This is a genomic window from Shewanella sp. SR1, from assembly GCF_020447145.1.
Classification (GTDB): domain Bacteria; phylum Pseudomonadota; class Gammaproteobacteria; order Enterobacterales; family Shewanellaceae; genus Shewanella; species Shewanella baltica.
This window is the reverse complement of sequence record NZ_JAJAEF010000010.1, coordinates 150,457-164,140: the sequence shown is the minus strand read 5'-3', so window position 1 is coordinate 164,140 and position 13,684 is coordinate 150,457. Positions and strand designations below refer to the sequence as shown.

Here is a 13,684-nt window from a genome sequence, read left to right as displayed (position 1 = left end):
GTCGATACCGCCGTTATGGAAGCCAAATATAACCTTTGCCACGGATAGTTTTCACCCTTGGCCGCCCATCGCTACGCTCGGGGAGTTTTTTACGTAGATTCGATAAATGCATGTCTAAGCTGCGATCGAAGGGCATGAGTTTTTTGCCGAGCACTTTCTCGTTTAACTCTTCCTTATTCATCAACTCTCCCGCGTGCAGCGCTAGGGTGTGCAGCAGAGTGAATTCTGTGCCTGTAAGTATGATTAACTGCTCGTTACAATAAGCCTCTTGGCGCGATGGGTCTAAGCGTAAATCGCCAAATTCTTGGGCGGGCGCGGCATGGATTTCTTGGGTTGTTAAGTTCGAGCGACGAATAATTGCGCGGATACGGGCGATTAATTCTCTGTCATTAAACGGCTTTGGCAGATAATCATCGGCGCCGATTTCAAGCCCAACTACGCGATCGATTTCATCGCCGCGGGCGGTCAGCATTAATACTGGCGTTTGCTTGTGCTGACGCAGTGCACGCAGGACTTCGAAGCCGTTCAATTTAGGCAGCATGACATCGAGTAAGATCAGATCGTAATCCGCACTCAGTGCCAGATCTAAACCTTGTTTACCGTCGTAGGCCAAGGTTAATTGAAACCCTTCTAACTCGAGCAGTTGCCCTAGTAGCTCCGATAAACCCAGATCGTCATCGATTAATAATATCCGACTCATACTGTTCCTTAATCTCTGTAATGTGGCCTTGCGTGCCCGTTTACACAGGCACTTTTAGCGCTTTGGCTGAGTATACCTGTTTTGATGTCAATTGCTGTGTAGCAATGTAAGCCAAAGTAAAGAATAGAGAATCTGCTATATCCAAGCCACCTCAAGATACGAGTTTCAGAGCGTCTAGGGTGATTCAATTCAAGGCGCATCAATGACAGAATGTCGGCCACCTTTTGAATTGATGCAACTTTACAGTGATTTACTCAGGCAACGTCCTCACTTACATATAGGGGTTTAGACTGGAAGGGTCGAAAGTGACTCGGCTTAAAAGGGTCGTCACTGTGTCTTATTACTTGCAATATTAAAGTTGAACCACTGAGGTTAACACTATGAAAACATTATCACCTTTGAAAGCGAGCCTGTTTGCAATTCTAGCGAGTTCTGCGGTTTTCGCGACGACAGTCAATGCTGAACCTATGGACGGTGGCTGTGATTTCTCCCGATCTGAATTCCACAAAGGCGACCGCATGATGGGCGATCGTATGGAACATGGCGGCCGACATATGGATCAGGGCGGTATGCATCGTATGTTTGAAGGGCTGGATTTAACGGATGCTCAAAGAGCTGACATCAAAAAGCTATTCGCCGAGCAGAAAGCTGCGCGAGCCGATAGCCGCCCAACGAAAGAACAGCGTTTGGCCCATCGCACTGAGATGCAGGCTTTGATGACGGCACCTAATTTTGATGAAGTACAAGCCAAGGCGCTGATGAGCGCGCAGCAAGAGCAGCGTCAAGCTCAAGCCATTGAACGCATGAAGTTACATAATCAAATATACAATCTGTTGACGCCAGAGCAGCAAGCTAAGTTTAAAGCGCGATTTGAAGCACAAGCTGGTAAAGAACCTCGCGGTTAAGCGTCTTAGCTGATATACAATAGGGTCATAGCTTCCCAATATAGATCCCTTTATGACTCAGACTTCCCAATACGATTTTTGGGTCAAACTGGCTAGCCGCGCTTCCGTGGCTACCGCTTTGATCCTTATTCTTATCAAGATGTTCGCTTGGCTTTATTCCGGCTCTGCCAGTATGTTGGCATCTTTGACGGATTCCTTTGCCGACGCACTCGCTTCCATCATCAACTTTATTGCGATTCGTTACGCGCTTGTGCCGCCGGATCATGACCACAGATATGGCCATGGTAAGGCTGAGCCGTTAGCGTCTTTAGCGCAATCCGCCTTTATTATGGGCTCCGCTTTCTTATTGCTTTTTTATGGTGGCGAGCGGTTATTAACGCCCGTTCCCGTCGAAAATGCCACCATAGGAGTGGTGGTTTCTGTCATCGCGATTATTATGACGTTAGCTTTAGTGACATTGCAAAAACGCGCATTAGCGGCGACAAAAAGCACTGTGGTCGAAGCCGATTCACTGCATTACAAGTCGGACTTATTCCTCAATGGCGCGGTACTGTTAGCACTCGTCCTATCCCAGTATGGTTGGTGGTGGGCTGACGGCTTGTTTGCGGTAATGATTGCATTCTATATTGGTCATCAAGCCTTTGGCTTGGGCTATCGCTCAATTCAAGCTTTGCTAGATAGGGAGTTAGACGAAGAAACTCGCCAGCAAATCACGCAAATCGCAATGGAAGATCCACGGGTACAAGGTCTGCATGACTTGCGTACTCGTCAGGCTGGCAAAACCGTTTTTATCCAATTCCATTTAGAGCTTGATGGCAATCTGAGTTTGAATGAAGCCCACAGTATTGCCGATACGACAGGGATAAGGGTTAAGGCCGCCTTTGAAGATGCCGAGGTGATTATTCACCAAGACCCAGTCAAACCTGAAGTCAACGAAACATAAAGTAAGGGTAAGCGATGGCATGGATGCAGAAGCAAGGTCACAGATGGGATCATTCCACTCGATTGATATGTCGCTATCAGAGGCTATCGACTCGCTTTGAGTTGATAGTCGAATCTGAGATTCGTGATGTTAGCGTTCCAGCAGATGCGGAAATTACGGTTTCAACTCAAGCGCAGTCCTCGAGAGTGAATCAAGCAGATAGTACAGTCACTCCTGTGATAGTGGGGGCTTGGAGTCAGTTAGTCCTGCGTAAACATCTTTATTACCTACCGCAGAAAATTGATTTCGAAATATCTAACCAAACTTATCGAGTCCATATCTGGCCATTATTCCTTTGGCGCACCCGTATTATTTGTGTCGCGACTGGCCGAGTTGTCGTATCCGAATGTTTGGATGTCAGAAGGCGTCGCTCCCTCATCCGTTGGCTATATGCAAGTTTTATAGGATTGTTGCGGGTTCTAAGTTAAAACCGTTAATTGTTTCAATTTAAAAAATAATACTTACAGTAAATATAGTTTTGTTACATAACGAATAACTATAACTTCCATTTTTCGACTTAAGCTGAATCAATGCTGTATGGTTTGTACTTTGATAATTTAAACAATGACACTTATTAATCGCTTATTGTAATATCCGCGCCATCTAATACTTACGTTAAATCATTATGGAAATATGATGAATAAATTATCAATTGTTGCTATCTCTATACTATCAGCATTCGCGGCTACTCAAGTATCTGCTGCAACCGACACTACTGGATTTTATGTGGGTGGCGCATTAAATAGAGTCACAGCTGATGCTTTTGATGGTTCAGAAACCGGTACTGGTGTGGGCGTATACGGTGGCTATAACTTCAATGAGTGGTTTGGTTTAGAAGCTAACCTGTTCGCCACTGGCGACTTAGGCGATAAGGATGTTGATATTAGTACTGGCGCATTAAGCTTCACACCTAAATTTACTGCACAAATCAATGATATTTTCTCTGCCTATGCCAAAGTGGGTATCGCATCTATGGCTGTGAATGTTGATGGCTATGGTTACGATGAAGACTTTACTGGTTTTGGTTGGACTTACGGTGTAGGCGTTAATGCCGCCGTAACAGAACACTTAAATATCCGTGTAAGCTATGATGTCACTACGGGCGATTTAGATGCAGACCGTAGCTATTTAGGGTTAAACGATATTGACACCGATATTAAGCAATTCGCTGTAGGTGTGCATTATCAATTCTAATTTCTTTATATTTGGCATATTTAATTAATGCCAATGAAAAGAATTTAAAATAAAAGGGGATATGAAAATATCCCTTTTTACTTTTTTATTATTAATAATCTTGTGTCGGGATTACGAGTGATAACGTTATTTTATTTACTCAATCCATCGACAGCTCTTTGAGTTTTCGCGTTAAGGTATTTCGTCCCCAGCCTAAACGTTTCGCCGCTTCCTGTTTATGGCCTTGAGTATGGCGCAGCGCAGTTTCTAACAGTATGCGTTCGAAAGCGGGTTGTACCTCAGTTAATAGATCGCTGTTTCCTTCCGAGAGTTTTTGATCTATCCACTCAGTCAGTGCCGATTGCCAATCTTGGCTGCCTTTCGCCGTGTGGGTGACACTCACAGGATCTTTCAGTAATTCTGGCGGTAAATCTTGGGGTAAAATTTCTTGCCCCGATGCCATTACGGTTAACCAGCGGCAGGTGTTTTCGAGTTGTCTGACATTACCGGGCCAAGGCAATTGGGAGAGCTTTACCGCGGTCTCCTTGGTCATTATCTTAGTTTCCACGCCAATTTCCTTCGCTGCCGAGGCGAGGAAATGGGTGGCGAGTTGGGGAATGTCTTCCCGTCTTTGTGACAGTGGCGGCAAATGCACGCGGATCACGTTGAGACGATGGAACAAGTCTTCCCTAAAGCCGCCTTTTTGCACTAATAATTCAAGATCTTGGTGGGTCGCCGCTATGATACGCACATCCACTTGCACCGCATTATGGCCACCGACGCGGTAGAATTGACCGTCGGCAAGCACTCTGAGTAATCGTGTTTGTACATCTAGCGGCATGTCGCCGATTTCATCTAAAAAGAGCGTGCCGCCGTTCGCTTGTTCGAAGCGACCTTGGCGGACATTGGCTGCGCCAGTGAAGGCACCTTTTTCGTGGCCGAATAGCTCAGATTCGATCAAATCCTTAGGGATCGCAGCCATGTTCAGCGCGATAAATGGCTTATCTTTACGTGGGCTGTGTTTGTGTAATGCACCCGCCACGAGTTCTTTACCTGTCCCAGATTGGCCATTGATTAGCACGCTGATGGATGAGCGTGAAAGCCTGCCTATGGCGCGAAACACTTCCTGCATCGCTGGCGCTTCACCTATGATTTCGGGTGTTTTGACTTGGGCTTCCTGCGCGGGTGCGGGGCTCTGTTCAGTGGCATGGGTGAGTGCGCGCTCGACCAGTGAGATCGCTTCATCGATGTCGAAGGGTTTAGGCAGATACTCAAATGCGCCCGCTTGATAGGCACTGACTGCGCTGTCTAAGTCCGAGTGGGCCGTCATAATGATCACGGGAATATGGGGGTAATGTACTTGCAATCGTTCGAGCAGGCTTAAACCGTCTGTGCCTGGCATACGGATGTCCGACACTATCACGTGCGGTTGCGATATTTCTAAGGCCTGCCACAGGGATTCGGCGGCGGCAAAGCTGGCGGTACTGAGCTTGGCACCTTGAAGTGCCTTTTCGAGTACCCAACGTATCGAGCTGTCATCGTCGAGGATCCACACTTGTTCACTAATTCGCATCTTGCTTCCTCATACGGTATGGGTAGGTACTGTCGAAATTATTTAGCGCCTAAAATCGGTAATGAAATGATGAATTCGGTGTGCCCAGCGCTGGAGAGGCAATCGATTCTTCCCGAGTGTAAACGGGCAATATTATGGGCAATTGAGAGGCCTAAACCTGAACCTTGCTCACGACCTGTCACCATTGGATAAAATAATGTGTCCATTAGCTCAGGCGGTATACCGGGGCCGTTGTCGATAATCGATAGGGTTAACACTAGCTTGTGACGCTGTGAACCTATGGTGACTTGGTGTTGAGTGCGAGTGCGGATCAAAATTTCGCCGCCAGAATGCTCAAGCGCCTGCACCGCATTTTGTAAAATGTTGAGCACGGCTTGCTGCATTTGGTCTGGGTCCATCTCGATATCGGGAATGGATGGATCATAATCCCGTTTGAGTTGGATGTTGGCGGGCAGCGCCATTTCAACTAATTTATAGACCTTTTGCACCACTTGATGGATGTTGTGCAGACTGTGCTGTGTTGGCCTTTGGGGGCCGAGCAGGCGATCCACTAAATTACGCAGTCGATCGGCCTGCTCTATGATGAGGGTAGTGAATTCCTTCAGCGCCGGATCATCCAACTCCCGCGATAACAATTGCGCCGCCCCGCGAAGACCGCCTAAAGGATTTTTGATTTCATGGGCTAAGTTGCGCACCAGAAACTGCGCCGCTTGTTGCTGTGCATCTTGGCTCAGCTGCTGATGAATGCGTCTTTGTTGATCGACTTGGCGCAGTTCGAGCAGGCTGAGTTCAGCCTCGTCATCGAGGGGAATAAGGGTTAAATCAACGGTATGGTGCTGACCATCGAGCGTGACTAGGGCCGCCGTATTGACCGTTAAACCTTGGCCAGCTTTTACCGCATCCCTCAATAACTGGGCTTCGACACCGAGGATTTGATAATGCTCAGGCAAAGCTTGTTCTACGAGTCTATGGCTGCCAACACCTAATAATTGCTCTGCTGCTGCGTTGGCATAACAAGGCTTAAGATCCTTATCTATGACAAGTACAGCGGTAACTAAATGATTGAGCAGTGTCTCTTTATCCATCGACCGTTCCTAGAAATAGGGTTGCACCACCATGGTGCACCAATCTGGTGCAAGCTGCAACTTGTCTTCATCAAACGGTTTAGTCTGGGGCGGTTAATCTAACTCTATGTATTTAAAGTTTTTATACTAACTCTAACTATACAAATAGCGACATTAACGCTTAGCAGCTTGATGAAGAAATATCTTTCTTGGTGAACTTGATGCAAAGACTTTGCCGTTTTGAGTCAAAGCGTCAACGACTAAGGTATGTTCACCCCGGTCGATGTTTTTGAGTTTGAAGGTACCGCCAATTTGCGGCTGACCGACGGGGGTGCCATCGAGTTTGAGGACCATTAAATACTGGCTTTTTAGCTCAGGGGTGATAGTCGCAACGACGTCGAAATCGCCATTATTATCTCTGACGGTTTCTTCTTCTGCTGGGGAAGTGATATTAACTTGATATTGAATAGATTCAATTGCTTGGTTTGCATTATTTGAGTCTGTTTTGGGCAGAGGAAGGGCAATTTGATTTAAGGTCTTCTCTTTTAGCTCAACGACTTGGGCATTTGGCTGCGGCTCATCTGAGTAATGGACTTTGCCATCTTTATCGACCCATTTATAAACCGTCGCTTGCGCTAACATGCTAAATAGCACTAAGCCGATGAGTGTGAGTGAACGCATGCTAAAGTCCCTGTAGCCTTGAGAGAGAGTTAATCAAGATTAGTCTCTTTTACATCAAAAATCATGGTGTTTGTTATGCGGCGTCGCCATATGGAAGGCGCAAAGCGCGACAGGAAAGGGGAGCTAGAAATCGGATTGGGTTGAATGAGCTGAAGTTCGGGCACACTCATGTGCCCGAACTCGAGTTGTAAATTACACGCTTGCGTCGAGTTTTTTCTCGATCTCACTCGCTTTAACCCAAGCGGCATGTTGGGATAATTGAGTGGCATAGCGTTGAATGTGTTCGAATTTTTCGAGGTCGCCACTGTTAGCCAGTAGCTCCACCACGAAGGACATCATGATATCCGCACCTGTGAGCTTGTCTGCAACCAGATAGGTTTTACCGGCCAACATATCATTGAAATAGTGGCTTATCTTACTGACTTCTATCGCGGCATAACCTTCAAGGAAGTTGGTTTTACAGCCGTCCTTTTGCACGAACATACGCAGTAACAAAGGTAGCATGGCTGAGCTTTCTGCAAAGTGTAACCATTGCAGATAATCGACGTAGTCAGCGCTGTCTCTTGCTGGCGCTAAGGTGTCTGCCGCATATTTTTCAATCAGATACTCAGTGATCGCGCCTGACTCGGCAATCACTTGACCGTCCATTTCGATAACGGGTGATTTGCCCAACGGATGAATTTGCTTGAGTTCGGGTGGCGCGAGAAAAGTCTGGCTATCACGCTGATAACTCTTAATTTGATAAGGTTGACCGAGTTCCTCTAGCAACCAGATGATACGTTTAGAGCGTGATTTATTGAGATGGTGCAAGGTGATCATTGGCTTCCCTTTCGATTGTGAGAGTACATTTTTAGCTATCGCACCATTATGGTGCGATAGCTATTTCTACCGCATTTAGCACACTCGAGCTTGTCATTATTCACTTCAAGCTGAGCGTGTCGCGTCATTTATCGCTTAGCCTCTGGCGTTCAGTTGCGCGACGATGGCCTGCGCAACGGCTTCGGATGATCCTGGGTTTTGACCTGTGATCAAATGGCCATCTGCGACAACAAAGCTTGTCCAATCATCACCTTTGACATAAGTGCCGCCGTTTTTCTGCAGCATGTCTTCGACTAAAAATGGCACGATATGAGTAAGTTGCACTGCTTCTTCTTCAGAATTACTGAAACCGGTAACGCGCTTGCCACTGACCAATGGCTTACCATCACTGGCTTTAGGGTGCAGTAGTGCTGCAGGCGCATGACAGACAAGTCCTAGGGGTTTATTCGCTTGATAGAATTGTTCAATCAAGGCAATAGAATGTTTATCTTCGGCAAGATCCCACAGTGGGCCGTGGCCGCCTGGATAGAAAACCGCATCATAATCAGCTGCGTTGATTTCACTTAAGCGAGTGGTATTTGCTAGCAGTGCTTGTGCCTCAGGATCTTTACTGAAGCGCGCAGTGGCTTCAGTTTGAAAGTCTGGCTCATCACTTTTTGGGTCGAGCGGTGGTTGACCGCCCAATGGCGAGGCTACGGTAATGTCAAAACCTTTATCTTTAAACTCATAAAAAGGTGAGGCGAATTCTTCGAGCCAAAAGCCGGTTTTTAAACCTGTGTCGCCGAGTTTATCGTGTGATGTAAGTACCATTAATATATTCATTTTCATACCTTTACCTAAGTTGCTCACATCAATACGTGTGAGCTTTGGGTTTAGTTCATTTGACGTTATAGGGCTAAGGTCAAAATGTCACGGCTCATTGCTGGGTTAATGTTGCCATGTTCGCCGAGTGCCACCATGCCGTGCAGTTCAAGCTGTTTCACTACGGTATCAACGTGGCTGGCATCGAGATCATAGGCAGATAAATGTGTCGGTATGCCCATGGCTTCGAAGAAAGCCTTAGTTTTTGCAATAGCGGCATCGATGCGCTCGTCATCGGTACCTGTGTTGATGTGCCACACTCGGTCTGCGTACTGGAGTAACTTTTCGCGCTTAGCCTCTTTGGTACATTGCAGCAGGGCAGGCAATACGATTGCCAATGTACGCGCATGGTCGATGTCGTAAAGCGCAGTCAGTTCATGGCCTATCATGTGGGTTGCCCAATCGTGCGGAACGCCTACGCCAATCGTGCCGTTGAGTGCCATAGTGGCGACCCACATTAAGTTAGCGCGAATGTCGTAATCTTCGGGTTGAACTAGTACCTGTGGACCAAGCTCAATCAAGGTTTGTAACAGACCTTCGGCAAATCTGTCCTGTACGGCGGCGTTGACTGGGTAAGTGAGGTATTGCTCTGTGATATGCACAAAAGCATCGACGACACCGTTGGCCACTTGGCGTTCTGGCAGGGTGAAGGTTTTCGTCGGATCAAGTATTGAGAATTGTGGATAAACCAAGTCATTACGGAATGGCAGCTTAGCTTGCAGTGATTTGCGGGTCACTACGCTGGCGTTGTTCATTTCTGAACCCGTCGCAGGCAAGGTTAATACTGAGCCAAAAGGCATAGCTTGAGTGACTTTTGCGCCCCAACTAGTGAGAATGTCCCAAGGTTCGCCTTCGAATACCGCCGCAGCGGCAACAAATTTAGTGCCATCGATAACAGAGCCACCACCCACTGCGAGGAGGAAGTCGATCTTCTGCTCACGCACTTGGGCGACGGCTTTCATTAAGGTTTCATAGGTTGGGTTTGGCTCAATACCATCGAACTCGACAACGAAACGATTGCCCAATGATTGTTTAACTTCATCTAGCGTGCCGGTTTTTCTGGCGCTGCTGCCGCCAAATAGGATCATGACTTTAGCATCGCTCGGTACTAAAGCATCAATTTCGGCGATAGTGTCTTTACCAAAACGGATACGGGTTGGGTTGTAATAGTTAAAATTTAGCATGGATGATTTATCCCTTATTACTTTAAGTGAGCTTCTTTAAATTAGCAGTGTTAAATGCGCTGCGTTAATTAATCGCCCGTTAAATTAGTAGACCAGTCGTCTAATTTTGTGGCGTGAAAATGTATTCTTTAAAAATCTAGGCTGACTGACATCAGCAAATATTGGTTTTGAATCGGTATTAAGTTAAAGGGCCGTTTTAGGCGTTAAAATAGCTTTAGTCGTCACGAGTGCACGTTCAAGTGCCGCGGGGCTGTGGCCTAACTTGTTCATTAAGCTGGCACCTAACCACATGTGATACAACATTTCAGCGGTCGATTGAGGATCTTGCTCGGCGATTGAACTGTCGTTTATGCCAACTTGAACACAAGTGGTTAACCTGTCTATGATGCCGGCGGAACCTTTAAGTAAGGCAACTCGCATGGCTTCGGATAAATCTGCCACTTCAGCACTGAGTTTCACGACGAGGCATTTTTGATCTACGCAGCCATCAGCTTGTACGTGCAACCATTGTTGCCAGTACTGCATTAAGCGTTGATAGCCCGTCAGTGTTGAGTTATTGAATAATGCGTCTAAATCTAACTGATATTTCTCAAAATAATCGGTTATGAGCGCTTCACCAAATTGTTCTTTGGATTTGAAGTAATGATAAAACGAGCCTTTAGGCACTTCGGCGGCCTGCAGCAGTAGTGATAAGCCGACGCTGGAGAAGCCTTTTCGTACGATCAGCTTATAGCCGATGTCGAGAATGTGCTGGCGAGTGGATTGAGTTTCAATTTTCATGTGGTCTAGGATAAGCCAAAATAGACCGGTCGTCTAGTGTTGTTTTTATCGGCGATATCAGCACGCCCGATTTAGTCTTCTTTAAGTCGCGAGGTTTAAGCTGTCTTGGGTCTGCCTAATAAAGCTATCAAATTGATAAAAAGGCAAACGGATAAAGCATGCAGAGGGTGAAATTGTGGCAAGGAGAAATGGTTCGGTAGGACAAAATACCCACAGTGCTGAGATAAACCGTCACTGTGAGCATTAGATTCATAATTGATATTGAAACTTTTACTCAATCAAGATGATTACAGGTAGCTGCAACAGTACTCTGCAATGGCTGTATTACGAATTTTAAAGCTGACATTTGCAGCAAGCTCAAACTGAGTTCCTTCGCTAAATTCTTGCCAAGTAGTCGTTTCTGGTAGTAACACCTCAAAACGGCCGCTAATCACTTCCATGATTTCGCCTTGTGAAGTCGAGAACTCATACTCTCCAGGCTGAACTACGCCTAAGGTTTGCTTACTACCATCGGCAAAAAATACGCTACGACTGGCAACTTTACCATCAAAGTAAATATTGGCTTTTTTAGATACAGACACTTGCTCGAGTAAACTCATTTTTAATCCTCTATAAATTGGCTTGGGATGAATTTATATGCATATTTAATAAATTTCAATGCATTATTTGTCGTGTGGATATGCGTACTGAATATAAGGTGATGCTAACGTTCGGTTTATAAAGTGTTTTCCACTATATCATTTTGTTTGAAATGGTCGGTATGGCTTGGCTGTCATTTAAAGTTATTAATCATTTTTCTATTTAAAAATAATTGGTTGGCGGCATTTAGGTGAACTTTTGATGAAAATAGTCGGCGCCGCTTTGTTTAGCTGAGATTCTTCTCCTATAGTTTTAGGGCAGATTTAATTTTGCAAAAAGTGAATGAATGGAATTAGAAGCGCGACAAGGAGTCTCACCATGGGTTTTACTCGTAAAATTCAGCTGATCAGTTTATTGATTGTCCTATTACCCCTCATATTTGCTACCGCGATAGTGACTTACATTGCTCGGGATGAGTTATTTGCCGAGGCTCAGTCTCGTTTAGTGGCGGTGCGCGAGATCAAGCAGCGACAGATTGTCGGTATGTTTCAGGACTTTTCAGATAACCTGCAGGCCGTCAGTGCGGTGATCGCCAGCCAAAAAAGCCTCGATACTATCTCCGACCTTGATGAGACCTTAAAGTCGTTAAATAAGTCTTTAGGTTTCTATGATCTGTTCATCATTCGGGATGACGGCACTGTGTTTTACACCGCCGCGAAGGAGTCGGATTTCGGCACAAATCTTCGCACTGGGCCCTACCATGATTCGGGATTAGCGCAATTATTCAATAAGGCTTTGGGGTCTACTGGTACTGTATTACTGCAAGACTTCTCCGCATACGCTCCTTCAAATGGCCAACCGGCAGCATTTATTGGTCAGTCGATTCAATTCAATCAGCAAAGATTAGTGGTGGCGGCTCAAGTATCAATTGACCGCATCAACCGAGTTATGCAGATCCGCGAAGGTATGGGACAAAGTGGCGAGACCTATTTAATTGGTCCCAATAATCGCATGCGTTCCGATTCTTTTCTTGACCCGAACAATCGCACTGTGACCGCTTCCTTCGCTGGAACGGTTGCCCAGAATGGTGTCGACACACCTGCGGTGAAAGAGGCGCTGTCGGGTAAGACTGGTGTGATGCAAGTGAATGACTACAATCATAATCCGGTGTTATCTGCCTATTCTCCCGTTGTTGAACTTGGCTTACGTTGGGGCTTGATGGCTGAAATTGATGTGAGCGAAATCGCGGCGCCGGCCTATCGAATGCTATTTATCGGCTTATTTGTTTGTGTGGCGGCCTTAGTGCTGGCATTCGCTGCTGCTAAGTTAGTCACAGGATTTGTGTTGAAGCCACTCGGCGGTGAGCCTGAGGATATGTGTAACTTGACCAGCATGATTGCCTCTGGGGATCTCACCCATAATCTGCCCCATGTTCAAACGGATAATCATCTGATGAGCTGGTTGGCCCGGATGCAAACAAAGCTCAAAGAAATCATTAGTCAGCTGGTGGGCGTTGGACATGAACTCGAATCCGCCGCTGAACAAAATTCTGCCGCTATGACCCAAGCCGATTGCAGTATTCAGATGCAGGCGAAAGAGACCGATATGCTGGCAACCGCAGTCGAAGAAATGAGTTATGCCGCCGCGGAAATCAGCACGAATACGCTTAAATCCTCTGATGAAGTCTCTGCCTGTACTCATTCGAGTGAAATTCTTTCGCAAAATTTAGCCAGCACACGTAAAAGCTTGAAAGTGACCTTGAGCAGTTTTGCGACCATACATCAGCAAGTGGGCAGCCTTGAGGCCGACAGTCAGAAAATCGGTTCGGTATTGGCTGTGATTAATGCCATAGCCGAACAAACGAATCTGCTGTCACTTAATGCGGCGATTGAAGCGGCGAGAGCTGGTGAACATGGTCGTGGCTTTGCCGTAGTTGCCGATGAGGTGCGCCAGTTAGCGGTTAAGGTTCAGTTGGCTACTCAGGATATTGGCCAAGTGTTAAAAGGCATTCAGCAGCAGTCTGGCGTGTTGGCGCTGCATAGTGTGACTTGTACTACTGAAGCCTCTAAAACAGCAGAAGATGCCGATGGCATGCAAGCCGCAGTGGATGACATCGCTTTACGTTTAGAAACCTTAAAGGCATTAATGATCCAAACCGCCACCGCCGCGGAGGAGCAAACAACGGTTTCGGCAACGATTGCACAGGGGATTGCGGGCTTGAGCGTGGCGGCGGAAGAAAATAGCGCGGCGATCAGCCAAGTGGCAGCGAGTACGCGCAGTTTGTTAGGGTTAGCAAATCAGCTTGGTTTAACAACGGCACAGTTTAAGGTGTAGGTATTTGCGCTGTATTTGCCGTGTTCAACTTTAGTTGATGCTGCAAAGA

The 13,684-nt window shown here is 46.4% G+C and carries 14 protein-coding genes; 5 read left to right on the top strand and 9 right to left on the bottom strand.

What is annotated here, in order from left to right; genetic code table 11:
- Positions 1 to 13: 13 nt before the first annotated feature.
- Positions 14 to 700: a response regulator gene (locus KV201_RS11890; protein WP_006079731.1), complete on the bottom strand. Its 687-nt coding sequence runs from the start codon at positions 698 to 700 to the stop codon at positions 14 to 16.
- Between the two features lie 380 nt (positions 701 to 1,080).
- Here KV201_RS11890 and KV201_RS11885 point away from each other — a divergent pair, with 380 nt between their 5' ends.
- From KV201_RS11885 to KV201_RS11875, 4 genes are all read left to right on the top strand, one after another.
- Positions 1,081 to 1,605, top strand: coding sequence for a Spy/CpxP family protein refolding chaperone (locus KV201_RS11885; protein WP_226059435.1), 525 nt, complete (start codon positions 1,081 to 1,083; stop codon positions 1,603 to 1,605).
- A gap of 52 nt (positions 1,606 to 1,657) precedes the next feature.
- Positions 1,658 to 2,548, top strand: coding sequence for a cation diffusion facilitator family transporter (locus tag KV201_RS11880; RefSeq protein ID WP_226059434.1), 891 nt, complete (start codon positions 1,658 to 1,660; stop codon positions 2,546 to 2,548).
- Positions 2,549 to 2,562: 14 nt separating this feature from the next.
- Positions 2,563 to 3,015, top strand: a complete 453-nt coding sequence (locus tag KV201_RS22610) for a hypothetical protein (RefSeq protein ID WP_310473083.1) — start codon at positions 2,563 to 2,565, stop codon at positions 3,013 to 3,015.
- Positions 3,016 to 3,223: 208 nt separating this feature from the next.
- Positions 3,224 to 3,781, top strand: coding sequence for a porin family protein (locus tag KV201_RS11875; RefSeq protein ID WP_226059433.1), 558 nt, complete (start codon positions 3,224 to 3,226; stop codon positions 3,779 to 3,781).
- Positions 3,782 to 3,920: 139 nt separating this feature from the next.
- On the opposite strand, the gene glnG is transcribed toward KV201_RS11875, so the two are convergent.
- The 8 genes from glnG to KV201_RS11835 all read right to left on the bottom strand — a co-directional run bounded on the left by glnG (position 3,921) and on the right by KV201_RS11835 (position 11,321).
- Positions 3,921 to 5,333 carry a nitrogen regulation protein NR(I) gene (gene glnG, locus KV201_RS11870; protein WP_006079736.1) on the bottom strand — a complete coding sequence of 471 codons (1,413 nt, stop codon included), beginning with the start codon at positions 5,331 to 5,333 and terminating at the stop codon, positions 3,921 to 3,923.
- Positions 5,334 to 5,371: 38 nt separating this feature from the next.
- The gene (gene glnL / locus KV201_RS11865) at positions 5,372 to 6,418 is read right to left on the bottom strand and encodes a nitrogen regulation protein NR(II) (RefSeq protein ID WP_012586497.1); all 1,047 of its coding nucleotides are present in this window, start codon (positions 6,416 to 6,418) and stop codon (positions 5,372 to 5,374) included.
- Between the two features lie 153 nt (positions 6,419 to 6,571).
- A complete protein-coding gene (locus KV201_RS11860; protein WP_226059432.1) occupies positions 6,572 to 7,078 on the bottom strand; it encodes a DUF4124 domain-containing protein in 507 nt (168 codons plus the stop codon).
- A gap of 192 nt (positions 7,079 to 7,270) precedes the next feature.
- Positions 7,271 to 7,897: a glutathione S-transferase family protein gene (locus KV201_RS11855; RefSeq protein ID WP_226059431.1), complete on the bottom strand. Its 627-nt coding sequence runs from the start codon at positions 7,895 to 7,897 to the stop codon at positions 7,271 to 7,273.
- Positions 7,898 to 8,032: 135 nt separating this feature from the next.
- The gene (locus tag KV201_RS11850) at positions 8,033 to 8,725 is read right to left on the bottom strand and encodes a type 1 glutamine amidotransferase domain-containing protein (RefSeq protein WP_226059430.1); all 693 of its coding nucleotides are present in this window, start codon (positions 8,723 to 8,725) and stop codon (positions 8,033 to 8,035) included.
- 59 nt (positions 8,726 to 8,784) lie between these two features.
- Positions 8,785 to 9,942, bottom strand: coding sequence for an iron-containing alcohol dehydrogenase (locus KV201_RS11845; RefSeq protein ID WP_226059429.1), 1,158 nt, complete (start codon positions 9,940 to 9,942; stop codon positions 8,785 to 8,787).
- 183 nt (positions 9,943 to 10,125) lie between these two features.
- Positions 10,126 to 10,722: a TetR/AcrR family transcriptional regulator gene (locus KV201_RS11840; protein WP_071940486.1), complete on the bottom strand. Its 597-nt coding sequence runs from the start codon at positions 10,720 to 10,722 to the stop codon at positions 10,126 to 10,128.
- A 287-nt stretch (positions 10,723 to 11,009) separates the two neighbouring features.
- Complete coding sequence (locus KV201_RS11835) at positions 11,010 to 11,321, bottom strand: pyrimidine/purine nucleoside phosphorylase (protein WP_006086532.1); 312 nt, start codon at positions 11,319 to 11,321, stop codon at positions 11,010 to 11,012.
- A 358-nt stretch (positions 11,322 to 11,679) separates the two neighbouring features.
- On the opposite strand from KV201_RS11835, the gene KV201_RS11830 reads away from it, so the two are divergent.
- Positions 11,680 to 13,635 carry a methyl-accepting chemotaxis protein gene (locus KV201_RS11830; RefSeq protein WP_226059428.1) on the top strand — a complete coding sequence of 652 codons (1,956 nt, stop codon included), beginning with the start codon at positions 11,680 to 11,682 and terminating at the stop codon, positions 13,633 to 13,635.
- The last annotated feature ends 49 nt before the right edge of the window (positions 13,636 to 13,684 follow it).